The organism is Streptomyces sp. NPDC049954, from assembly GCF_040656295.1.
Taxonomy (GTDB): domain Bacteria; phylum Actinomycetota; class Actinomycetes; order Streptomycetales; family Streptomycetaceae; genus Streptomyces.
This window is the reverse complement of record NZ_JBFALS010000004.1, coordinates 91,722-113,160: the sequence shown is the minus strand read 5'-3', so window position 1 is coordinate 113,160 and position 21,439 is coordinate 91,722. Positions and strand designations below refer to the sequence as shown.

The 21,439-nt window shown below is 71.7% G+C and carries 17 protein-coding genes; 7 read left to right on the top strand and 10 right to left on the bottom strand.

Annotation, left to right across the window (positions count from 1 at the left end; all coding sequences use genetic code 11):
- The first annotated feature begins 153 nt into the window (after positions 1–153).
- Both AB0J21_RS09760 and AB0J21_RS09755 read left to right on the top strand, forming a co-directional pair.
- Positions 154–1,449, top strand: a complete 1,296-nt coding sequence (locus tag AB0J21_RS09760) for a M18 family aminopeptidase (RefSeq protein ID WP_363145327.1) — start codon at positions 154–156, stop codon at positions 1,447–1,449.
- Between the two features lie 77 nt (positions 1,450–1,526).
- Positions 1,527–1,778 (top strand): DUF6458 family protein, encoded by a 252-nt coding sequence (locus tag AB0J21_RS09755; protein ID WP_363145326.1) that lies wholly within the window; start codon positions 1,527–1,529, stop codon positions 1,776–1,778.
- Positions 1,779–1,987: 209 nt separating this feature from the next.
- On the opposite strand, the gene AB0J21_RS09750 is transcribed toward AB0J21_RS09755, so the two are convergent.
- Positions 1,988–3,856 carry an NHL domain-containing thioredoxin family protein gene (locus AB0J21_RS09750; RefSeq protein ID WP_363145325.1) on the bottom strand — a complete coding sequence of 623 codons (1,869 nt, stop codon included), beginning with the start codon at positions 3,854–3,856 and terminating at the stop codon, positions 1,988–1,990.
- A gap of 152 nt (positions 3,857–4,008) precedes the next feature.
- On the opposite strand from AB0J21_RS09750, the gene AB0J21_RS09745 reads away from it, so the two are divergent.
- Positions 4,009–4,503 carry an LURP-one-related family protein gene (locus AB0J21_RS09745; protein WP_363145324.1) on the top strand — a complete coding sequence of 165 codons (495 nt, stop codon included), beginning with the start codon at positions 4,009–4,011 and terminating at the stop codon, positions 4,501–4,503.
- 68 nt (positions 4,504–4,571) lie between these two features.
- Here AB0J21_RS09745 and AB0J21_RS09740 read toward each other — a convergent pair whose 3' ends face one another.
- Complete coding sequence (locus tag AB0J21_RS09740; RefSeq protein ID WP_363145323.1) at positions 4,572–4,958, bottom strand: VOC family protein; 387 nt, start codon at positions 4,956–4,958, stop codon at positions 4,572–4,574.
- A gap of 326 nt (positions 4,959–5,284) precedes the next feature.
- Between AB0J21_RS09740 and AB0J21_RS09735 the strand changes: the two genes are divergently transcribed.
- Entirely contained in the window at positions 5,285–6,109 is an 825-nt protein-coding gene (locus AB0J21_RS09735; protein ID WP_363145322.1) for a maleylpyruvate isomerase family mycothiol-dependent enzyme, read from the top strand.
- Positions 6,110–6,256: 147 nt separating this feature from the next.
- On the opposite strand, the gene AB0J21_RS09730 is transcribed toward AB0J21_RS09735, so the two are convergent.
- Both AB0J21_RS09730 and AB0J21_RS09725 read right to left on the bottom strand, forming a co-directional pair.
- Positions 6,257–7,582: an MFS transporter gene (locus AB0J21_RS09730; protein ID WP_363145321.1), complete on the bottom strand. Its 1,326-nt coding sequence runs from the start codon at positions 7,580–7,582 to the stop codon at positions 6,257–6,259.
- Positions 7,579–8,232: a GntR family transcriptional regulator gene (locus AB0J21_RS09725; protein WP_363145320.1), complete on the bottom strand. Its 654-nt coding sequence runs from the start codon at positions 8,230–8,232 to the stop codon at positions 7,579–7,581. The genes AB0J21_RS09730 and AB0J21_RS09725 overlap by 4 nt, the downstream gene beginning before the upstream one ends.
- Before the next feature lie 239 nt (positions 8,233–8,471).
- Between AB0J21_RS09725 and AB0J21_RS09720 the strand changes: the two genes are divergently transcribed.
- Positions 8,472–8,663 (top strand): CsbD family protein, encoded by a 192-nt coding sequence (locus AB0J21_RS09720; RefSeq protein WP_363145319.1) that lies wholly within the window; start codon positions 8,472–8,474, stop codon positions 8,661–8,663.
- A gap of 283 nt (positions 8,664–8,946) precedes the next feature.
- Here the strand turns inward: AB0J21_RS09720 and AB0J21_RS09715 are convergent, their stop codons facing one another.
- Entirely contained in the window at positions 8,947–10,458 is a 1,512-nt protein-coding gene (locus tag AB0J21_RS09715; RefSeq protein ID WP_363145318.1) for a hypothetical protein, read from the bottom strand.
- Positions 10,459–11,115: 657 nt separating this feature from the next.
- Between AB0J21_RS09715 and AB0J21_RS09710 the strand changes: the two genes are divergently transcribed.
- Complete coding sequence (locus tag AB0J21_RS09710; RefSeq protein WP_363145317.1) at positions 11,116–12,045, top strand: serine hydrolase; 930 nt, start codon at positions 11,116–11,118, stop codon at positions 12,043–12,045.
- Positions 12,046–12,257: 212 nt separating this feature from the next.
- Here the strand turns inward: AB0J21_RS09710 and AB0J21_RS09705 are convergent, their stop codons facing one another.
- From AB0J21_RS09705 to AB0J21_RS09685, 5 genes are all read right to left on the bottom strand, one after another.
- A complete protein-coding gene (locus AB0J21_RS09705; protein WP_363145316.1) occupies positions 12,258–13,787 on the bottom strand; it encodes a 2-oxo acid dehydrogenase subunit E2 in 1,530 nt (509 codons plus the stop codon).
- A gap of 17 nt (positions 13,788–13,804) precedes the next feature.
- Positions 13,805–14,785 carry an alpha-ketoacid dehydrogenase subunit beta gene (locus AB0J21_RS09700; protein WP_363145730.1) on the bottom strand — a complete coding sequence of 327 codons (981 nt, stop codon included), beginning with the start codon at positions 14,783–14,785 and terminating at the stop codon, positions 13,805–13,807.
- A 2-nt stretch (positions 14,786–14,787) separates the two neighbouring features.
- Positions 14,788–16,086: a pyruvate dehydrogenase (acetyl-transferring) E1 component subunit alpha gene (gene pdhA, locus AB0J21_RS09695; protein WP_363145315.1), complete on the bottom strand. Its 1,299-nt coding sequence runs from the start codon at positions 16,084–16,086 to the stop codon at positions 14,788–14,790.
- Between the two features lie 687 nt (positions 16,087–16,773).
- On the bottom strand, positions 16,774–17,379 hold the full coding sequence (locus tag AB0J21_RS09690) for a dihydrofolate reductase family protein (protein WP_363145314.1): 606 nt from the start codon (positions 17,377–17,379) through the stop codon (positions 16,774–16,776).
- A 313-nt stretch (positions 17,380–17,692) separates the two neighbouring features.
- Entirely contained in the window at positions 17,693–19,348 is a 1,656-nt protein-coding gene (locus AB0J21_RS09685; protein WP_363145313.1) for a protein kinase, read from the bottom strand.
- A gap of 448 nt (positions 19,349–19,796) precedes the next feature.
- Here AB0J21_RS09685 and AB0J21_RS09680 point away from each other — a divergent pair, with 448 nt between their 5' ends.
- Positions 19,797–21,425: a protein kinase gene (locus AB0J21_RS09680; RefSeq protein ID WP_363145312.1), complete on the top strand. Its 1,629-nt coding sequence runs from the start codon at positions 19,797–19,799 to the stop codon at positions 21,423–21,425.
- The last annotated feature ends 14 nt before the right edge of the window (positions 21,426–21,439 follow it).

Genomic DNA, 21,439 nt, shown 5'->3' with positions numbered 1-21,439 from the left:
GGCGCCGCCGCGATCGCGGCGGCGCCGCCCTCCGCCACACCCGCACCCTCCGCCGAGGCCCCCCGGCCCGGGGTAGACGCCACGCCACCCGGACCGGCAGGCCACCGCACGCGGCCGAAGCACCCGGAAAGGGCCCTCGCTAGGCTGGCCGCCATGACCACCAGCACCGCAGCCCGCTTCGATCGCGGCCACACCGACGACCTGATGTCCTTCCTCGCGGCCTCCCCCACGCCGTACCACGCCGTGGACCAGGCCGCCCGCCGCCTCCGGGAGGCGGGCTTCCAGCAGGTCGCCGAGGCGGACGCCTGGGACGCGACCAGCGGCGGCAAGTACGTGCTGCGCGGGGGCGCCGTCATCGCCTGGTTCGTGCCGGAGGGCGCCGAGGCGCACACCCCCTTCCGCATCGTCGGCGCGCACACCGACTCGCCGAGCCTGCGGGTCAAGCCGCAGCCGGACTTCTCCGCGCAGGGCTGGCGTCAGGTCGCCGTCGAGATCTACGGCGGTCCGCTGCTGAACTCGTGGCTCGACCGCGACCTCGGGCTCTCGGGCCGGCTGAGCCTGCGCGACGGCTCCACCCGGCTGCTGAGCGTGGACCGGCCGCTGCTGCGCGTACCGCAGCTCGCGATCCACCTCGACCGCTCCGTGAACGACGCCCTCAAGCTCGACAAGCAGCGCCACCTCCAGCCCGTGTGGGGCCTGGGCGAGGCGCACGACGGGGACCTGATCCGCTTCGCCGAGCGGGAGGCCGGCCTCGACGAGGGCTCGGTCACCGGCTGGGACCTGATGGCCCACCCCGTCGAGCCCCCGGCCTACCTCGGCGCGGACCGCGAGCTGCTGGCCGGTCCCCGCATGGACAACCTGCTGTCGGTGCACTCCGGGACGGCCGCGCTGATCGCCGCCGCGCGGGGCGAGCACCTGTCGTACATCCCCGTCCTGGCCGCCTTCGACCACGAGGAGACCGGCTCGCAGTCCGACACCGGCGCCGACGGGCCGCTGCTCGGCACCGTGCTGGAGCGCTCGGTGTTCGCCCGGGGCGGCTCCTTCGAGGACCGGGCCCGCGCGCTGGCCGGCTCCGTGTGCCTGTCCTCCGACACCGGCCACGCCGTGCACCCCAACTACGCGGAACGGCACGACCCGACCCACCACCCGCGCGTCAACGGCGGCCCCATCCTCAAGGTCAACGTCAACAACCGGTACGCGACCGACGGCGCGGGCCGCGCGGAGTTCGCGGCGGCGGCCGAGCGGGCCGGGGTGCCCTTCCAGTCCTTCGTGTCGAACAACTCGATGCCCTGCGGCACGACGATCGGCCCGATCACCGCCGCCCGGCACGGAATCCGCACCGTCGACATCGGCGTGGCGATCCTCTCGATGCACAGCGCCCGCGAACTGTGCGGAGCGGACGACCCGCACCTGCTGGCCAACACGCTGGTCGCCTTCCTGGAGGGATGAGCACCTCCACCCCCTGTGTGACGGGGCGTCCGCCGGGTACCCGAGCGCCACGGACGGCTACCAGGAGGCGCGACATCATGGGTCTGGGCGGATGCATCATCCTCATCGCGGCGGGAGCGATTCTCACCTTCGCGACGGACTGGGACATGCAGGGGGTGAACCTCGACGTCGTCGGGGTGATCCTCATGGTCGTCGGCATCATCGGCGTGGCGACCTTCACGAGCATCGCCCGCAAGCGGCGCATGGTGGCCACGGCCCAGCCCGTGGTCACCCAGCCGACGTACGAGACGGAGGAACAGCGCATCCGTCGCGAACACGGCGGCTACTGACGGTGGGACAGTCGGACCGACACGGCTGTCCCACCCCCGCGACCCGCGACAGCCGGCCCGCGACCCGCGAACCCGCGACAGCCGGCCCCGCACGGCGGGCCGGACAACGGGGGTCGCGCACACGCCGCCAAGGACCGGGCCCCACAGCCCGTCCGTCCGGCGTTCGAGAACACCGGTGAGCCGACCGCGGGGGCCTCGGCCCTGTCGGCTCAGGCGTCCAGCCCGGCCAGCACCAGCGCCAAGCGCTCCGCCCCGCCGCCGGAGACAACCACCGGCACCCCCCAGTCCTGCTGATGCACATGGCAGGCCGGGTAATCATTGGCCGGGTCGTCGTCGCAGGACGCCGCCATGGCCGACACGTGGAGCACGCCCTCGGTCACGGCGGGGTTCAGCTCCACGACCCGCGCCAGATCCGTGCCCGCGCCCTCTCCCGCCACCAGCAGCTCCGGCGGCGTCGCCGACACCAGCAGCCGGGTCGAGGGCCCGTACCGCGTGTCGAGCTTCTGCCCGGCGGGCGCCTCGAAGACCACGTCGAGCTGGAGCTTCCCGGGAGCGACCTCGGTCGCCTCGCGACGCGTGCGGTGCGCGACCGCCTCCACGCGTACCGCCTCCTCCGGCAGCCGCAGCCGCGTCAGCCGGTGCCGCGCCGATTCGACGACCACGACCTCGTCCCCGTCCAGGACGGCGGCGCTGGGCTCCCGCAGATCCGTCGCGAGCGTCGTCACCTGACCGCTCGCCGGGTCGAAGCGGCGCAGCGCGTGGTTGTACGTGTCCGAGACCGCGACCGAACCGTCCGGCAGCGCCGTGACGCCCAGCGGATGCTGGAACAGCGCCTGCCCGGCGTCCCCGTCCCGGTGCCCGAAGTCGAACAGCCCGGTGCCGACCGCCGTGCGCACGATCCCCTCACGGTCGATCCAGCGCACCGCGCTCGACTCCGCGTCCGCGATCCACAGCCGTTCCCCGTCCGCGCTCACGGCGAGCCCCGAGGGCTGCGCGAACCACGCCTCGGCGGCGGGCCCGTCGACCAGTCCCTCGTTCGTCGTCCCCGCCGCGACCGCCACGGTCTCCGTCGCCGGGTCGTACGTCCACAGCTGGTGGACGCCGGCCATGGCGATCCACACCCGGTCCCCGAACACGGCCACGTCCCACGGGGAGGACAGCGCCACCTCACGGGCGGGCCCCGAGGTCGGCGACCCCTGCCACCACTGCGCACCGGTCCCGGCGAGCGTCGTGACCTCCCCGCTCCGCGGATCGAAACGGCGCAGCGCGTGGTTCACGGTGTCGGCGACCACCACGGAACCGTCCGGCAGCAGCGCGAGCCCCTGCGGCTCGTTGAAGCGCGCGCGGGCCTGCCCGCCGTCCGCCCCGGCCCCGTCCACGAAACCCCGCTCACCGCTGCCGATGCGGCGCAGGACGGTCTCGCCGTCCGCCGCCAGCTCGACCAGGGCGTGCCGGGTCGTGTCGCTGACGAGGAAGGAACCGGAGGGCAGCCTGAGCGCCTTTCCGGGGAAGCGCAGATCCGTCGCGACGGGCTCGGGGGCGACATAAGGCCCGTCCCCGCGCCGCAGCGTCCCCTTGGCCTCGTGCTCCGCCTCCAGCTCCTCGACCAGCGCCTCGATGGCGTGCGCGTGGCCCTCGCCCGCGTGCTGGGCGACGACATAGCCCTCGGGGTCGATCACGACGAGCGTCGGCCAGGCGCGGACCGCGTACTGCTTCCACGTGGCCAGCTCGGGATCGTCCAGCACCGGGTGCTCGACGCCGTACCGCTCGACGGCGTCGACGACCGCCCCGTGCTCCGCCTCGTGGACGAACTTCGGCGAGTGCACACCGATGATGACGACGGTGTCCCGGTGCCGCTCCTCCAGCTCCCGCAGCTCGTCGAGGACGTGCAGGCAGTTGATGCAGCAGAAGGTCCAGAAGTCGAGGACCACGATGCGTCCCCGCAGATCGGCCAGGGTGTACGAGGTGTCGCCGGTGTTGAGCCAGCCGCCCTTGCCGACCAGTTCGGGGGCGCGGACACGGGCACGGCTGCGGGGCGCGGGAGCTGCGTCGGCGTTCACGGGAGCTGCGTCGTTCATGGGATCAAGGGTGCCACTTCGGCGGGGGCCGACCTCGACCGAGCCGCCCCCGTTGTTTCACGTGAAACATCACGACCACGGAGCGTTGTTTCACGTGAAACAAAGGCAGCGCCGGCCGGACGTTTCACGTGAAACCGGGTACGAGTCCTTCCATGAGATTCCTCGTGCGTGAGCGGATGTTCGCCATCGGTGACGACTACTGGATCGAGGACGAGACGGGCCGCAAGGTCTTCCTCGTGGACGGGAAGGCGATGCGCCTGCGCCAGACCTTCGAGTTGAAGGACCCGCAGGGCCATGTCCTCGTCGACATCCGCGAGAAGATGCTGAGTCTGCGGGACACCATGCTCATCGAGCGGAACGGCGAGCCACTGGCCCGGGTCAAGCGCAAACGCCTCTCCCTGCTGCGCAACCACTACCGGGTCAGCCTCGTGGACGGGACCGAGCTGGACGTGAGCGGCAAGATCCTCGACCGCGAGTTCGCGATCGACTACGACGGGGAGTTGCTGGCGCAGATCTCCCGCCGCTGGCTCACCGTCCGCGACACCTACGGCGTGGACGTCGTCCGTGAGGACATGGACCCCTCGCTCGTCATCGCGGTGGCCGTCTGCGTGATCACCCTCGCGGAGAAGGAGCGGGACGGGGGCTGAGGGGCTACGGCTACGGCCACGGTCACGGGTGTCGACGCCTGAGGCCGGACGCCGTACGGCTCACGGCCTCAAGGGCGGTACCGCAGCGGATGGTCCTGAGGAACCTCGATCACCCCGATCCGCACGCCGTCCGGGTCGGCGACCCACATCTCGACGAGGCCCCAGGGCTCCTTCTTCGGCTCCCGGAGGATCTCGGCCCCGGCCCGGCGCAGCTCCTCGTGGGCGGCCGCCGCGTCGGGAACCTGGAGCCACAGGCCGAGCGCGGGGGACGGGGCCTCGTCGGAGCGGCCGGAGAGTTCGAGGAAGCCGCCGCCGAGGAAGTACACCGTGCCGCGCTCGGGCCCGGTGCCGAACTCCCGGTAGACCGCGAGGCCCAGCGTCTCGCCGTAGAAGGCTCGTGAACGTTCCGGGTCCGTGGGTCGCAGCAGAATCCTGCTGCTCAGTACCTGCACCATGCCAACCGAGAGTAGAGGCAGTGGGCCGGGAAGTGGCCCAGCCGCGACCGCACTTCACGGCAGTACGGTGGGGCGGGGCGGCCGGTGGGCGCGCACAGTACCACCGTCCTGGCTTTCGGGACGTCAACTCGGGCCTACCATCGTCATTCGAAAGCACTGCCAGGGCGACACCGGGCGGCGTACTGTGCTCTTCCGGGGATTCCCCGGCCCCCGGAGCACGTCTCGCACCGACCGACGCCGTGCGACCGGCCGCCCTGACCGTTCCAGCCGTCCTGATGTCCGAGCGTGGCAGCCCGCCGCGACGTACCGACCGCACGAGGGGTCCCGTGAGCCTCCATCCCAGCCTTCAGACCTATGCCGATGCCTGGACTGACTCCGTGGAAGCGATATCAGAGCTGGTGCAGCCACTCGTCGAGGGGGAGTGGAACCGGGTGACGCCCTGCCCGAGCTGGTCGGTGCGGGACGTCGTCTCCCATGTGATCGGGCTGGACTGCGAACTGCTCGGCGACCCGCGCCCCATCCACACGCTGCCGCGCGACCTCTACCACGTACAGACCGAGCACCAGCGGTACATGGAGATGCAGGTCGACGTCCGCAGGCACCACACGGGTCCGGAGATGACCTCGGAGCTGGAGTACACGGTCATCCGGCGCAACCGGCAGCTGCGGAACGAGAACCGGGAGCCCTCGGCGAAGCTGCGCGGGCCGCTCGGCACGGAGTGGACCCTCGAAGAGGCCATGCGCATGCGGGCCTTCGACGTGTGGGTGCACGAGCAGGACCTGCGGACGGCGCTGCGCGCGCCCGGCAACCTCGACTCGCCCGGCGCCTACGTGACGCGGGACATGCTCCTGGAGGGGCTGCCGAAGGTCGTCGCCAAGCGGGCCTCGGCGCCCGCCGGTTCGGCGGTCGTCTTCGACGTGAGCGGGCCGGTGGAGTTCCTGCGCACCGTGCGCACCGACGCGGAGGGGCGGGGCACGGTGGACGGTTCGCCCTCGCTCGGCCCGGTCGCCACGATCAGCACCGACTGGGACACCTACTTCCGGCTGGCCTGCGGGCGGATCAGCGCCGCCCAGGCGGCGGACCGGGTCAAGACCGAGGGCGACCTGGAACTCGCCGAGGCCATCGTGGCCAACTTCGCGATCACCCCCTGAGCTGGGGCGGTACGGCCCCGCACGGCCCGACCCGCACCCGCACTCGTACTCGTACTCGTACTCGTACTCGTACTCGTACTCGTACTCGTACTCGTACTGATGGTGCGACGAGTGGCCCGTGGCCCCCGGAGGCCACCTCCTGCCGGCTCACACCGGTACGTGCACCGTCTTCACCGGGCTGGCGACGTGCCGTTCGCGTTCGCGGCGGGCGGTGCGGGCACGCAGCCGCAGGATCTGGGAGACGCCGAGCGCCTGGAGCGCGAAGATCACGCAGAAGGCGACGCGGTAGTTGTCACCGGTCGCGTCGAGGAGGACGCCGACCGCGAACAGCGCCGTCATGGAGGCGGTGAAGCCGCCCATGTTGACGATGCCGGAGGCGGTGCCCTGGCGCGCGGGCGGGTTGGCGGGCCGCGCGAAGTCGAAGCCGACCATGGAGGCGGGCCCGCAGGCGCCGAGGACGACGGCGAGGGCGCACAGCACCGCCATCGGCGTGTGCTCCGCCGGCCAGGACAGCGTCAGGCCCCACAGCAGCGCGGCGGCCAGGACGGTACCCAGCACGAGCGGGATGCGGGCCGCGTGGTGGCGGGCGATGATCTGCCCGTAGACGAGGCCGACCGCCATGTTGGAGAGCACGACGAGCGTCAGGATCTCCCCGGCGGTGCCACGGGACAGCCCCTGCGCCTCGACGAGGAACGGCATGCCCCACAGCAGCAGGAAGACCTGCGCCGGGAACTGCGTCGTGAAGTGCACCCACATCCCGAGCCGGCTGCCCGGTTCCCGCCAGGTCTCGGCGATCTGCCGGCGCACGAAGGCGGCGCCCCGGTGCGAGGCGGGCAGCGGCGGCGGCTCGTGGCCCTGGGGGTGGTCCTTCAGGAAGACGAGCATGACGACGAGCACGAGCACCCCGGCCATCGAGCTGCCCGCGAAGGCCCAGGTCCAGCCGACCCCGTGCAGCAGCCGGGCGATGACGAGCGTCGAGACGAGGTTGCCCGCCATGCCCACGAGCCCGGCCATCTGACCGACGAAGGGGCCGCGCCGCGCCGGGAACCAGCGGCCGCCCAGCCGCAGCACGCTGATGAAGGTCATCGCGTCCCCGCAGCCGAGCAGGGCGCGCGAGAGCAGTGCCGTGCCGTACGAGGGGGAGAAGGCGAAACCGAGCTGGCCGAGGGTGAACAGCACGGCGCCCATCGTCAGCACCTTCTTGGTGCCGAGGCGGTCGACCATGAGGCCGACGGGTATCTGCATCCCCGCGTACACGAGCAGCTGGAGGATGGAGAAGGTGGACAGCGCGGACGCGTTGACGTGGAAACGGTCGGCGGCGTCGAGTCCGGCCACCCCGAGCGAGGTGCGGAAGATGATCGCCACGAAGTAGACGGAGACGCCGACGCCCCACACGAACATGGCGCGCCGGCCGCCCGGCGGGTCCCCCGGCAGCGAGGGAGGGGCGACGGACGAGGAGGAGGCGGAGCTCATCGCACCTCCCCGCGGGCCAGCGTGTGGAACCAGCCGACGTGCCGGTCGACGGCGGCGACGGCGCTCTCCGCGTCGCCCTCGCGCAGGGCGGCGAGGATCTCGCGGTGCTCGGCGATGCTCTTCGCGGTGCGGTCCGGATGGGAGTACATGACCGCGACGCCCATCCGCAGTTGCCGGTCGCGCAGTTGGTCGTAGATGCGGGACAGGATCTCGTTGCCCAGGCTGCGCACGATCTCGGCGTGGAAACACCGGTCGCTGGCCGCCGCCGCGTCGAAGTCGCCCGCGTCGGCCTGCCGCCGGTGCTGCTCGATCAGCTCCTCCAGCCGGGTCAGCAGGGCCGGGGCGGCGGGCACCGCCCGGCGGGCCGCGTGCTGTTCGACGATGAGCCGGGTCTCCACCACGTCCTCGATCTCCTGCGCGGAGACCGGCAGCACCATGACGCCCTTCTTGGGATACAGCTTCAGCAGCCCCTCGACCTCCAGCCGCAGCAGCGCCTCGCGCACCGGGGTGCGCGACACCCCCGTGGCCTCGGCGAGTTCACCCTCGGTCAGCAGCGTCCCGCCGGCGTAGGTGCGGTCCAGGACGCGTTGTTTGACGTGGCTGTAGACACGGTCGGCAGCAGGGGGCTGCTTGAGAGCGGCGGCAGGCATGCGTACAGCATAGATACAACAGTTCGACCGGAAGGCCGCTACGGCGGCAGCGGGCGCCGCGAGTGACCGGAATCACCGGGCCGCGGATTTCTCGCGTACGTGACGTGTGAGGCCGACGGGCCCGGGCACTCGATCGTCGTCAAGGAAACGGCTCACAGCGAGACCCCGGAAGCACCGCCTCCGGGAGCCCAGAGGCAACGGTCTCCGGGGTACCGAGCGAGAAGCGAAGGAGCGCGACCATGACCGCGAAGCACACGCACGGCGCCGAGAAGAAGACGTCGGCCAAGGGCGACCAGATCAAGGGTGCGGCCAAGGAGACGGTCGGCCGTGCGGTCGGCAACGAGCGCATGGAGGCCGAGGGCAGCGCCGAGCGCGCCAAGGGCGACATGAAGCAGTCGAAGGAGAAGGCGAAGGACGCCTTCAAACGCTGACCGTCGCAGGCTGGCCTTCGCACGCTGACCTTCGAACGCCGGCCGTCACACGCTGACCGCGGATGGCGTCGTTGACGCCTCCACCTCGTGGATCAGCGGGTCCATGGATCAGCGGGTCAGCTGATCACCGGACGGCACCGGTAGTGACCGCAGCGCCCTCCCCCTCATACGGGGTGCCGCCGGGACCTCGCCCCCCTCGGGTCCCGGCGCGCATCCGCTCACGACGGCCGACGGCCTGCGCCCTGAGCGCGGCCCGTCGGCCGTCCCGCGTCCGCGCCGCCGCTCAGGTGCGGCGGGCCCGGCGGCGGCGCACCAGGACGTAGCCCGCGAGCCCGGCGAGCACCACGAGCGCCGCCGCCCCCGTGAGTGGCGCCCAGGGCGTACCGCCGTCTCCGCCCCCGTGCTCCCCCGTCACCTCCACGGCGACGGGGGCCTTGTCGTTGCCGGGGGTGCGGTCGTACGCCCCGAAGGCCCGCACCGATCCACGCGCACCCGGCACGGCCCGGTCGATGCGGAACCGGAAGGTGTTGAGGGCGCGTTCGCCGGGGGCGAGGGGCCCGAACTGGGCGCGGTTCAGGCGGCAGACGTACGTTCGTGGGGCGTCGCCGGACTTCCCGGCCCGGTCGCAGCCCCAGTCGGCGCGGTCGCCGTCGATCTCGTACGGGACGGAGGTGACGGTCGTCCCCTCGGGCGCCGTGACCTCGTAGCGGCCCTCCCTGCCGTCCCCCGGAATCTGCCCGGGCCCCTTGTCCAGCACCCCGAGCGGTACCTCGACGGTGTCCCCGACCCTGCCGCGCACGGTCCCGCCGACGGCGGCGTAGTCGACCTGCGCGGTGGTGCGCACGCGGATCTCGGTGCGGGCGCCGTGCGGTGCGGGGAGCGTGTCGGCGCCCGTGTGCTCCAAGGTCAGCGGCGCCCCGTGCCCGCGTTCGGTGAACTCGACGCCCATCTCCTCGAAGACGGTCCGGCTGGTGCGGTCCTGGTAGCTGATCGCGTACGAGAGCGTCTGGGCGGCGGCGCCCCGGGCCGCCTTCGCGGTGAACGGTACGGAGGTGCGGTACGCGCTGTGCGGGGCGATCCGCCCGGGGAACTCGCACCAGGCGGCGGCCGGGTCCCTCTTCGAGTAGAAGCAGTTGCTGTGCTCGCGGGCCAGCGCGGGCGCGTCGCCGTCCCCGCGCAGAACGAGCGCGAACCCCTTGTCGGAGCGGAGCCCGGTGGGGTTGGCGAAGGCGGGGGTGAACCGGAAGTCCCCGCCCGGCCGTACGTCGCGCACGTCGAGCCGTTCGCTCTGCACGACGCCCGGACCGGCGATCCTGACCCGGGTACTGCCGTGCACGGTCGGGGCGTTGTCGGCGGTGAGCGTGTAGCGGACGGTGCCGGACTCCCCGGGCCGCACACCGTCCTTGCCGCGCACGGAGAACGGTTCCTTCTTCGTGGTCCACTTCAGCTCGGAGCCGTAGACGCAGGTGAAGACACCGGGGGTGTCGCCGCTGTGGCAGTGGTGGTCGCCGAGCCGGCCGACCAGTCCGGTCAGCGCACGGGCGTCGACGGTGAGCCGCACGTTCCGCGCGGGGGCGGTTCCCTTGCGGGAGACCCGGACGAGCAGCGCGTCGTCCACCGCCTTGTCGCCCTCCTCCGCGTTGTACAGGGCGTACTCCCGGGGCGCCTCTAGTACGAGCCGCACCTCGGAGTCCTGCGAAGCAGCGGCGTGGGCGGGCAGGGGGCCGGCGCCCCAGAGCAGGACGGCGGCCCCCGCCGCAGCGGTCCACCGGCGCGTGAACGGGCGTATGACCATGATCAGGAGTCTGCCAAAGCACTGTGCGGAACGGGGGCCCGCCCGGTGAAGGCCGTGCGCGACCCGTCGATGCCGGGGTGGGGGCGGCGGTCGGCCCGGGCCGGGGCAGGGGCGGCGGGTCGTTGACGACGACCCGGTCGGGTCCTCGACGGAGAGACGCGGTGGCTTCGGCTCGGGGCCGAGGTTCGGCGCCGGCTCAGGACCCGGCTTGGGTGCCCGCTCAAGACCCGGCTTGGGTGCCCGCTCAGGACCCGGCTTGGGTGCCCGCTCACGACCCGGCTTCGGCTCGGATGAAACGGCGGCCCTCTCGTACGGAACAGCGGACATGCGGACACTCCTCCCGGTGCGCTACCGGTGCGGTGCCTCACTCAACGCGCCTCGCACCGGCCCGTCTCGGCGTGCCCGCGCCCAACCCGCATCGGGTACAGCGCGGTTCGGCCGCCCTCTTCGAATCCCCACCACGCCCTCACACCGGGGAGACGTGGAATCCCGTTCGGCGGGCACGCGGTGGGCGTGACGCGTCAGGGACACCGGCGACAACTCACCGCGTCTACCGTGCAACTCCGCAAACGGCTCATGAGTCTCAGTCAGGGGCAGCCGTACCGTTCCGGTAACCGGCGGCCCTTCCGCATCTTTCCGCCCATTTCGGAGCGTTCTGTGAATCTCGGTATCAGATCCCGCCGTACCGCGGCCCTCGCCCTCACCACCGGCGCCGTCCTCGTGGCCTCGCCGCTCGCCGGTTCCGCGCAGGCGGCGACCGCGCCCTCGGTCAGCGCGAAGGGCGCGTACCTGCTGGACACCAAGTCCGGCAAGTCGCTGTACAGCAAGGCGGCCGACACGAAGCGCCAGATGGCCAGCACGACGAAGATGATGACGGTGGCCGTCGTCCTGGACACGAAGGGGCTGAACCTCGACAAGAAGGTCACCGTCAAACAGACGTACCGCGACTACGTCGCCAAGGAGGGCGCGAGCACCGCCGATCTGCGCACCGGCGACAAACTCACCGTGCGCCAGCTGCTGTACGCGACGATGCTGCCCTCCGGCTGCGACGCGGCCTACGCGCTCGCCGACACCTTCGGCACCGGCTCGACCGTCTCGGCCCGGACCAAGTCGTTCATCTCGAAGATGAACGCGAAGGCCGTGTCGCTCGGCATGAAGAACAGCAAGTACGACTCCTTCGACGGGATCTCCTCGAAGGGCAACAACTACACGACGCCGCGCGACGCCTCGGTGCTCGCTCAGCACGCGCTGAAGAGCAGCACCTTCAAGACGGTCGTGAAGACGACGACGAGCAAGCAGAAGGCCACCGCCTCGAACGGCAAGGCGCGTACGTACACCTGGTACAACACGAACAAGCTGCTCGGCTCCTACAAGGGCGCCATCGGCATCAAGACCGGTACGGGCACCGCCGCCGGGCCCTGCCTCGTGTTCGCCGCGACCCGTGACGGCAAGACCGTCGCCGGCGTGATCCTCAACGACACCAACCGGTACGCGGACGCCGCGAAGATCATGGACTACGCGTTCAAGTCGACCAGCGCGAAGAGCATGCAGCTGCGGACGCTCCCGAAGACCGCGCAGCGCGACTGAGCCCGCACGGCACCACTGACCGGCTGACCGGACGGGCTGAGCGGCTGACCGGCTGACCTGTCAGGCCGGAAGGAGCAGTCACGCCGGAGGGAGCAGTCACGTCGGAGGGAGCAGTCAGTCGACCCCGCACCCCGGGGAGGGGCACAGGGGGCCGGTCACCGCCGCACGCGGTGACCGGCCTCCTGCGTCGTCCCGTTCGGTGACCGGCGGCCTCAGCCCCAGGTGATCAGCCGCTTCGGCCGCTCCAGGATCGCGGCGACGTCCGCGAGCACCTTCGAACCCAGCTCACCGTCGACCAGCCGGTGATCGAAGGACAGGGCGAGCGTCGTCACCTGACGCGGTTTCACCTTGCCCTTGTGCACCCACGGCTGCGGCTTGATCGCGCCGACCGCGAGGATCGCGGACTCCCCCGGGTTGAGGATCGGCGTGCCCGTGTCGATGCCGAAGACACCGACGTTGGTGATCGTCACCGTGCCGCCCTGCATCGCCGCCGGAGACGTACGCCCCTCCCGCGCCGTGGACACCAGCTCGCCGAGCGCCGCCGACAGCTGCGGCAGCGTCATCGCGTCGGCGTCCTTGATGTTCGGCACCAGCAGACCGCGCGGAGTGGCCGCCGCGATGCCCAGGTTCACGTAGTGCTTGCGCACGATCTCCTGGTTCGCCTCGTCCCAGGCCGCGTTGACCTCCGGGTTCCGCCGGATCGCGACCAGCAGCGCCTTCGCGATCAGCAGCAGCGGATTGACCCGCAGACCGGCCATGTCCTTGTCGGACTTCAGCTCCTCGACGAGCTTCAGCGTGCGCGTCACGTCCACCGTCACGAACTCGGTGACGTGCGGGGCGGTGAACGCCGAACCGACCATGGCCTGCGCGGTCGCCTTGCGCACCCCCTTGACCGGGATCCGGGTCTCCCGCGCGCCCGCAGCCGGGGCGGACGCCTCGGCCCGCGGCGTCTCGTACGGCTCGGGGGCCTCGGGCGCGGGCTGCGCCGGCGGCGCGGAGTCCGGTACGGACGGGGCCGGGGCCGCCGCCGCGTGCACGTCCGCACGCGTGATGATCCCGTCCGCGCCGCTCGCCACGACCCGCGCGAGATCCACGCCGAGGTCCTTCGCGAGCTTGCGCACCGGCGGCTTCGCCAGCGGACGCCCGGCGTCCGCCACCGCCCCTGCCTGCGGCTCCGGTTCGTCCTGCGGCCCCGGTACGGCTTGCGGATCGGTTACGGCTTGCGGATCGGTTACGGCCTGCGGCTCCGTCGGCGTGAGGGTGACGGCGACGGCCTGCGTACCGTTCACCGCCCCGGCCGGTGCGGCACCCTTGCGCGGCCTGCGCTTCGTCGAGGACTCGGCGACCCCGTAGCCCACGAGGACCGGCGTCCGGACCTTCGGCGCGTCGTCCCCGTCCTCGTTGCCCGGAAGAGGAACGGCGTCGGCCACCGGTTCGGCGGCGGCCACCGGCTCCGGCTCCTCACCGGCGTCCCCGCCCCCGGTGTCGACCGTGATGATCACCTGGCCGACGTCCACCGTCGTGCTCTCCGGGAAGCGCAGCTCGCGCACCACCCCGTCGAAGGGGATCGGCAGCTCGACGGCCGCCTTCGCCGTCTCCACCTCGCACACGACCTGTCCGTCCTCGACCGTGTCGCCCGGCTGGACGTACCACTTGAGGATCTCGGCCTCGGTCAGGCCCTCGCCCACATCGGGCATCTTGAACTCGCGGAAGCGAGTCGACTGCTGCGTCATCGTCGTCACGACCCCTCTCCCGTCTCTCAGTACGCCAGCGAGCGGTCGACGGCGTCGAGCACCCGGTCCAGGCCCGGCAGGTACTCGTCCTCCAGCCGCGCCGGCGGATACGGCACGTGGTAGCCGCCGACCCGCAGAACCGGCGCCTCCAGGTGGTAGAAGGACCGCTCGGTGATCCGCGCGGCGATCTCCGCACCCGTACCGAGGAACACCGGCGCCTCGTGCACGACGATCAGCCGGCCCGTCTTCTCCGCCGAGACCTGCACGGTGTCGAAGTCGACGGGCGACATCGAACGCAGGTCCACGACCTCGATCGAGGTGCCCTCCTCCTCGGCCGCCTTCGCCGCCTCCAGGCACACCTTGACCATCGGCCCGTACGCGACGAGCGACACGTCCCGGCCCTCGCGTACGACCCGCGCCTTGTGCAGCGGCGCCGGGATGGCCTCCCGGTCGACCTCGGAGCGGTCCCAGTAGCGCCGCTTCGGCTCGAAGAAGATCACCGGGTCGTCGCTCTGGATGGCCTGCTGCATCATCCAGTACGCGTCCGAGGCGTTCGAGGGCGAGACCACCTTCAGGCCCGCGACATGCGCGAACAGCGTCTCCGGGGACTCACTGTGGTGCTCGACCGCGCCGATGCCGCCGCCGTAGGGGATACGGATGACGACGGGCAGCTTGATCTTGCCCAGGGCACGCGCGTGCATCTTCGCGAGCTGCGTCACGATCTGGTCGTACGCCGGGAAGACGAACCCGTCGAACTGGATCTCCACGACCGGCCGGTAGCCGCGCAGCGCCAGACCGATCGCGGTGCCGACGATGCCCGACTCGGCGAGCGGGGTGTCGATGACCCGCCGCTCCCCGAAGTCCTTCTGGAGCCCGTCGGTGACCCGGAAGACACCGCCGAGCTTGCCCACGTCCTCGCCCATGACGAGGACCTTGGGGTCCGCCTCCATCGCCGTGCGCAGCGACTCGTTGATCGCCTTGGCCAGCGCCAGCTTCTCGACTGCCATGGTCACTTGCCCTCTCCACCGGCGGGAACATCCGCGAACGACGCCTGATACGCCTGGAACTGCGCCCGCTCCTCGTCCACGAGGGCGTGCCCGTCCGCATAGGCGTTCTCGAAGATCGCCAGCCGGTCCGGGTCCGGCATCGCGCGGATCGCCTCGCGTACCCGGCGCCCCATCGCCTCGCTCTCCTCCTCCAGGTCGGAGAAGAAGCCCTCGTCCGCGTGGCCCCCGGCGAGCAGGTGGGTGCGCAGCCGCTCGATCGGGTCCTTCGCCTCCCAGGAGGCCCGCTCGTCGTCGGCGCGGTACCTGGTCGGGTCGTCGGACGTGGTGTGGGCGCCCATGCGGTACGTGAACGCCTCGACCAGCATCGGGCCCTGGCCCGAGCGGATGTGCTCCAGGGCGGCGCGGGTGACCGCGAGGACCGCGAGGACGTCGTTGCCGTCCACCCGGACGCCGGGGAAGCCGTAGCCGCGGGCGCGCTGGTACAGCGGCACCCGGGTCTGGCGCTCGGTGGGTTCCGAGATCGCCCACTGGTTGTTCTGGCAGAAGAAGAGAGTCGGCGCGTTGTAGACCGCCGAGAAGGTGAACGCCTCCGCCACGTCGCCCTGGCTGGAGGCGCCGTCCCCGAAGTAGGCCACGACCGCCGAGTCGGCGCCGTCCAGGCCGACCCCCATCGCGTACCCGGTCGCGTGCAGCGCCTGCGAGCCGATCACGATCGTGTAGAGGTGGAAGTTGTTGCTGTTGGGGTCCCAGCCGCCGTTGTTCACGCCGCGGAACATGCCCAGGAGCAGGGTGGGGTCGACCCCGCGGCACCAGGCGACACCGTGCTCGCGGTAGGTCGGGAAGACGTAGTCGTCCTCGCGCAGCGCGCGCCCGGAGCCGATCTGCGCGGCCTCCTGGCCCAGCAGCGAGGGCCACAGGCCCAGCTCGCCCTGGCGCTGCAACGAGGTCGCCTCCGAGTCGAAACGGCGGGTCAGGACCATGTCGCGGTAGAGCCCGCGCAGCTCCTCGGACGTGATGCCCTCGACGAACCGGTCGTACTCGGGGTTCGCGATCCGCTCGCCCTCGGGGGTGAGCAGCTGGATCGGCTGGTCCGGGTCCACGGCGGGCTCCGGCGTCAGGGCCGATCCGCTCTTCGCCCGGCCGCTCTTCGCCGACACGCTCTTGCGGGTGCGGGAGGTGCTCGCCTTCGCGTTCTGGGCGGCCGCCGTCCTCGCGCCGGTGGTACGGCGGGCGGGGGCCTTCGCGTCGGTCTTCGCCGGCGCCGGGGCGGCGGCTTTCACCGGCGCCTTCTTGGCAGTCACGTGTGTTCCTCCGTCGGTCCGGCCTCCGGGATCTTCCGGAAGCTGGTCATCCCTCTGCCCCTGAGAGACAGGAAGAGAAGGCTCGCCTGCTCCCTCCCGCGCACGGGGTGGGTGCGGCTCGGCCGGGAACAGGCGTGACAAGTGCCCCGGTGAGCCCCTGCACGATGCACGTTACCCAGTGGTCCACAGATCCGCATAACCCCTCTGACCTGCAATTTTGCTTGGATTTCCAAGTAAACCGAGGGAGAGCGGACGCAGATTCGGGAACACCTACAGGTCACAGCCTCGCAGGGGGCCGGAACACCGGCACGTTATCCCGCCCACCCCGGGCACGGGAAGAGTCCGTGACCGAGACTCCGCGCGCGCACACGGATCGCCAGAATGGGGACGATCCGGGCGGCCGGTGGCGACTGGCCGGGCGGGCGGGCGGGCGACGCGGGCGAGCGGTCGAGCGGTCGGGCAGGGGTGCCGACCGACCGAAGGCCTGGCCCGGCGGGTGGCCGACTGCCCGGGCGGGCTGGCCATCTGGTCCGGTCAGTCGGGCCGGTCGGGCCGGTCGGGTCGACGCGGGCCGCGCCGCCGGGCGAGGCTGGACGGCCGACAAGCCGGTGGACGACCGGCAGGCCAGTGGACGGCCGGGCCGCCCGGCCCGCGTCGGCCCGGCCCACGTCAGCCCGGCCGCCGGGTTCAGCGCACCACACGCAGCCAGAGGTTCGTGGCCTCCGGCGTTCCCGAGAGGGCCAGGCGCTCCAGGCGAACCCGCTCGCCGTCCGGCCGCTCGAAGAGCCGTACCCCGTCCCCCAGCAGCACGGGAACGACGCACACCAGGATCTCGTCAAGCAGACCCGCCTCCAGGCACTGGCGGGCGGTCGCGGCGCCGAGGACGTTCACATAGCCCTCCCCGGCCGCCTCCTTGGCCTGCGCCAGCCCGTCACGGAGATCCCCGACGAAGGTCACGCCCGGCACCGGCCGGGCGGGGGCGCGATGAGTGAGCACGAACTGCGGCCCGCTCCACGCGCCGCCGAAGGCTTCCCCCTCGGCCTCCGTGCCCCGGTAGGGATCGTCGCCCCCGAAGGTCCGGCTCCCGACGAGTAGAGCCCCGATACGGGGCACGAAGGCGTCCAGCCAGGGGTTGGGCGCGAGGTGGTCGGCAAGCCAGGACATGTCGCCGCCGGGGCCGGTGATGAAGCCGTCCAGCGACATCGAGGCCGAGTACAGCGTCCGGCCTCGCGAGGGCCGGACGGCCGGCGTCCCCTCGGCCCCGCACCCGTCGCCCGTTCCGCTCTCCCGCACGGCGCTTCCTCCTGAGTCGGGGGTGGCCCGCCGACCGTACGGAGACGGCCGGGTCAGAAACCACTTTCCGGCAGCCGTACCGGCCACGCCACTGCCCGCCCGGCCAGTACCCGGCTGAGCCGCTCCCACGAGGTCCAGCGTGGAACGCGCACCTCAGCGACGCGGAACACACGGATCACGCGCATCGACGATCACGCGCCTCCGCGCCGCCCGGCGTGTTTCACGTGAAACACGCCGCCCGCGGTGTTTCACGTGAAACATTCCTCAGGCCCTCGATAGGCCCCTCGGGTGATGTTTCACGTGAAACATCACCTCACTGCTGGCCTTCGCCCTGGCCCTGCACTCCGCCGTTGGTGTCAGCGCCGCCGGGGTCTTCTCCCGCGCCGCCGGTGTCATCGCCCGGGTCGGTCGGTGTGGTCGGCTCCGTGGGCTGGCTGGGCGGCGGAGACTGCTGCTCGCCACCGTTGCCCCCGTTGTCGCCGGTGCCGCCCTGCGACTGCGTCGGGTTCGGGTCCTCGGGGGCCTCGTCGCTCGTGCTCGGCGTCGGATTCGACCGCTGACCGGTGCCCGGGGGCTGGTTGGACTGCCAGCCGGAGTCGCCGCTGCCGGTCCCGTCGGAGCCGTCGCCCGGGGCCACGCCGGTACCTGTGTCCTCGGTCTCCTCGGAGGGCTCCTTGGACTGCTTCTCCTTCTTGTGCGTCTCCGAGTGGGTGACCGAGGGCGTCGGGCTCTCCTTGGGGGTTTTGCCCTTGCTGTCGTCCCCGCCATAGTTCAGGGCGAAGGCCACACCGACGACGACAGCGACGACGGCGAGAGCCGCGACGAGCCACATCCGGCCACGCCCTCGGCCCTGACCGCGCGGCCCCGGACCGCCCCCCTCGAAGCCGCCGTCGTCTCCCGGCGGGCGCAGCATCGTCTGCTGCGGGATCTGCGCGGTACCGCTGCCGAAGGCCATCGTCGCGGAGCCGTTCATCGGCTGGGCCCCGGCGGAGGCGACGTCGATCTGCCCGGTGTTCCACATACCGCCCGTGAAGCCGCCCTGCTCGTGCAGCATCTGGAGGCCGTACTGGACGAGGCCGCGCATCTCCTCGGCGCTCTGGAAACGGTCGTCCGGGTCCTTCGCCAGCGCCCGCAGCACGAGCCCGTCCAGCTCCGGCGGGCAGACGTCGGCCATCCGGGAGGGCGGCACCGGCGGGTCCTGGACGTGCTGGTAGACGACGGAGAGCGGGGTCTCCCCGGTGAACGGGGGCCGCAGGGCGAGAAGTTCGTAGAGCAGGCAACCGGTCGCGTAGAGGTCGCTGCGGTGGTCGACGGCCTTGCCGAGGGCCTGCTCGGGGGAGAGGTACTGAGGGGTGCCCATGACCATGCCGGTCTGGGTCATCGTGGACTGCGCGCCGTGCAGCGCGCGGGCGATGCCGAAGTCCATGACCTTGACCGCGCCCGAGTTGGTGATGATCACGTTGGCGGGCTTGATGTCGCGGTGCACGATCCCGTGCTGGTGCGAGTAGGCCAGCGCCTCCAGCACCCCGGAGACGATGATCAACGCCTGGTCGGGGCCTGGGGCTTCGGCGCTCAGCAGCAGCTCACGGATGGTGCGGCCCTCGACCAGCTCCATGACCATGTAGGGGACGACGTTGCGCCCGACGACGTCCTCGCCGGAGTCGTAGACCGCCACGACGGCATGGTGGTTGAGGCCCGCGACGGACTGGGCCTCGCGGGTGAAGCGGGCCTTGGAGGTCGGGTCCTCGGCGAGGTCGGAGCGCAACAGCTTGACGGCGACGGTACGGCCGAGCCGAACGTCCTCGGCCGCGAAGACCTCCGCCATACCACCGCGTCCCAGGCGGTGCGTGAGCCGGTAACGGCCGTCACCGACCAGTCCGCCGTCGCCCCACAACTCCGGCGCGTCTGACATGCCGCCGCCAGTCGCCTCGGGGTCGGACGGGCCCTGAGCGCGCTGCGTCTGTGCCATCGGTCCTCGCCGTCGTTTCTGTCCGCGGTCCGCGCGGTGCTTTTCACGGTCCTCCGTCGCCACGCTACAGCCTTTGCACGACACGACGGTCCGAGAAGGACCGGCCATCAAACCCGCCAGGGACATCCGCACGCAAATCCCCGCCGCGGACCCCTGTTCCCACTGTCACGCTTTCGAGAAGCTTCTTGCGCGTACGGTCACGACTCGGGCACCTGGCTTGACGTGTCGGTGCCCTGCGGCAGACTTGGCGGGGACCGGTCACGGATCATCGCATGCGATCACCCTGACCAGTGCACCGGGAACACGGGCACGGACGCGGTGAGTTCGTCGCCCGGGCGCTGCGGCGGAACGGGATTCCGGCGAACGACGGCACGGCGTTCCGGCAGAACGGCAGGCGGCGACACGAGGGCGCACACCGTACGGAGTGCGGGCGGAACGGCGGGGGACCATGAGCCAGGACGGCGGCGCGCACGGCCGGTACGCGGGAGATTCCGTGGCCGGAGGCCGGTACCAGTTGCGTGAACTGCTCGGTGAGGGCGGGATGGCCTCGGTGCATCTCGCCTACGATTCGGTGCTCGACCGGCAGGTCGCGATCAAGACCCTGCACACCGAGCTGGGCCGCGAGCCCGCCTTCCGGGAACGTTTCCGGCGCGAGGCGCAGGCCGTGGCGAAGCTCACGCACACCAACATCGTCTCGGTCTTCGACACCGGCGAGGACGATCTCGGCGGGACCGCCACCCCGTACATCGTCATGGAGTTCGTCGAGGGCCTCCCCCTGGGCTCGGTCTTCGAGCAGGACGTGGCGCGGTTCGGGGCGATGCCCACCGACAAGGCCCTCAAGATCACCGGGGACGTGCTCGCGGCGCTGGAGATCAGCCACGAGATGGGCCTCGTGCACCGGGACATCAAGCCGGGCAACGTCATGCTGACCAAGCGCGGCGTGGTCAAGGTCATGGACTTCGGCATCGCCCGCGCCATCCAGTCCGGGGTCACCTCGATGACCCAGACCGGCATGGTCGTGGGCACCCCGCAGTACCTCTCCCCGGAACAGGCACTGGGCCGGGGCGTCGACGCGCGCAGCGACATCTACTCCGTCGGCATCATGCTCTTCCAGCTGCTGACCGGCCGGCTGCCCTTCGACGCGGACTCGCCGCTGGCCATCGCGTACGCGCACGTCCAGGAGGAGCCCGTCCCGCCCTCCTCGCTCAACCAGTCGCTGCCGCCGGCCGTCGACGCGCTCGTGGCCCGGGCCCTGCGCAAGAACCCCAACGACCGCTTCCCCACCGCGGAATCGATGCGCGAGGAGTGCGACCGGGTGGCGCGCTCGCTGTCCGGGGCCGCCCCGAGCGTCGTGCGCACCGCCCCCTCGCAGAGCGGCACAGGGGTGGGCGCCGCCGTCTTCCCGCCCGTCGACCAGACCGCGCAGCCGCCACAGGGGCCGTACGCGGCGCAGAGCCCGTACCAGCTCCCCCACCCGGCGCCGCACTCCGCGTACGGCACGCCGCAGACCGGCCAGCCCCCGGTCCAGGCCGGTTACGGCTATCCGCAGCAGGGGTACGCGACGCCGCCGCCCTCGCCGTACCAGCAGCCGCCGACCACTCCGTACGGGAGTCCGCAGCCGAGCGGGCGGACGGGCGGCGGCAGGCGGGGGCGCGGCCTGCTCGTCGCCTCGGCCGTGGTGGCGGTGCTGGCCGTGGTGGCCGTGATCGCGGTCCTGACGCAGCGCGAGAAGGACACCGGCGACGACAAGCCGCAGGCCAAGGAGTCGGCCTCGCACCAGGCGGGCTACCGGGGGCCGGACACGACGAAGACGATCGACCCGAAGAAGTGCACGGACCCCGACGAGGCGTACAACGACCCGGACAAGATCCAGGTCCCCAACTTCCAGTACAAGTACGTGAACTCGGTCAAGGACTGTCTGCGGGCCGCCGGCTGGGAGTTCAAGGTGAAGTTCGTGCCCGACAACACCTTCGGCGAGGGCTCCGTCATCGACCAGTGGCCGGCGGCGCGCACGAACGTGGACGAGAAGGAGCGCGGGACGATGACGCTCAGCGTCTCGACCGGGAACCCCGAGTGAGCGGCGCCCGGTGA

Excerpts from the sequence above, each read along its gene's own strand:
- AB0J21_RS09760 (WP_363145327.1), top strand. The coding sequence starts at position 154 with ATGACCACCAGCACCGCAGCCCGCTTCGATCGCGGCCACACCGACGAC.
- AB0J21_RS09755 (WP_363145326.1), top strand. The coding sequence starts at position 1,527 with ATGGGTCTGGGCGGATGCATCATCCTCATCGCGGCGGGAGCGATTCTC.
- AB0J21_RS09750 (WP_363145325.1), bottom strand. The coding sequence starts at position 3,856 with ATGAACGACGCAGCTCCCGTGAACGCCGACGCAGCTCCCGCGCCCCGC.
- AB0J21_RS09745 (WP_363145324.1), top strand. The coding sequence starts at position 4,009 with ATGAGATTCCTCGTGCGTGAGCGGATGTTCGCCATCGGTGACGACTAC.
- AB0J21_RS09740 (WP_363145323.1), bottom strand. The coding sequence starts at position 4,958 with ATGGTGCAGGTACTGAGCAGCAGGATTCTGCTGCGACCCACGGACCCG.
- AB0J21_RS09730 (WP_363145321.1), bottom strand. The coding sequence starts at position 7,582 with ATGAGCTCCGCCTCCTCCTCGTCCGTCGCCCCTCCCTCGCTGCCGGGG.
- AB0J21_RS09725 (WP_363145320.1), bottom strand. The coding sequence starts at position 8,232 with ATGCCTGCCGCCGCTCTCAAGCAGCCCCCTGCTGCCGACCGTGTCTAC.
- AB0J21_RS09720 (WP_363145319.1), top strand. The coding sequence starts at position 8,472 with ATGACCGCGAAGCACACGCACGGCGCCGAGAAGAAGACGTCGGCCAAG.
- AB0J21_RS09715 (WP_363145318.1), bottom strand. The coding sequence starts at position 10,458 with ATGGTCATACGCCCGTTCACGCGCCGGTGGACCGCTGCGGCGGGGGCC.
- AB0J21_RS09700 (WP_363145730.1), bottom strand. The coding sequence starts at position 14,785 with ATGGCAGTCGAGAAGCTGGCGCTGGCCAAGGCGATCAACGAGTCGCTG.
- AB0J21_RS09685 (WP_363145313.1), bottom strand. The coding sequence starts at position 19,348 with ATGGCACAGACGCAGCGCGCTCAGGGCCCGTCCGACCCCGAGGCGACT.
- AB0J21_RS09680 (WP_363145312.1), top strand. The coding sequence starts at position 19,797 with ATGAGCCAGGACGGCGGCGCGCACGGCCGGTACGCGGGAGATTCCGTG.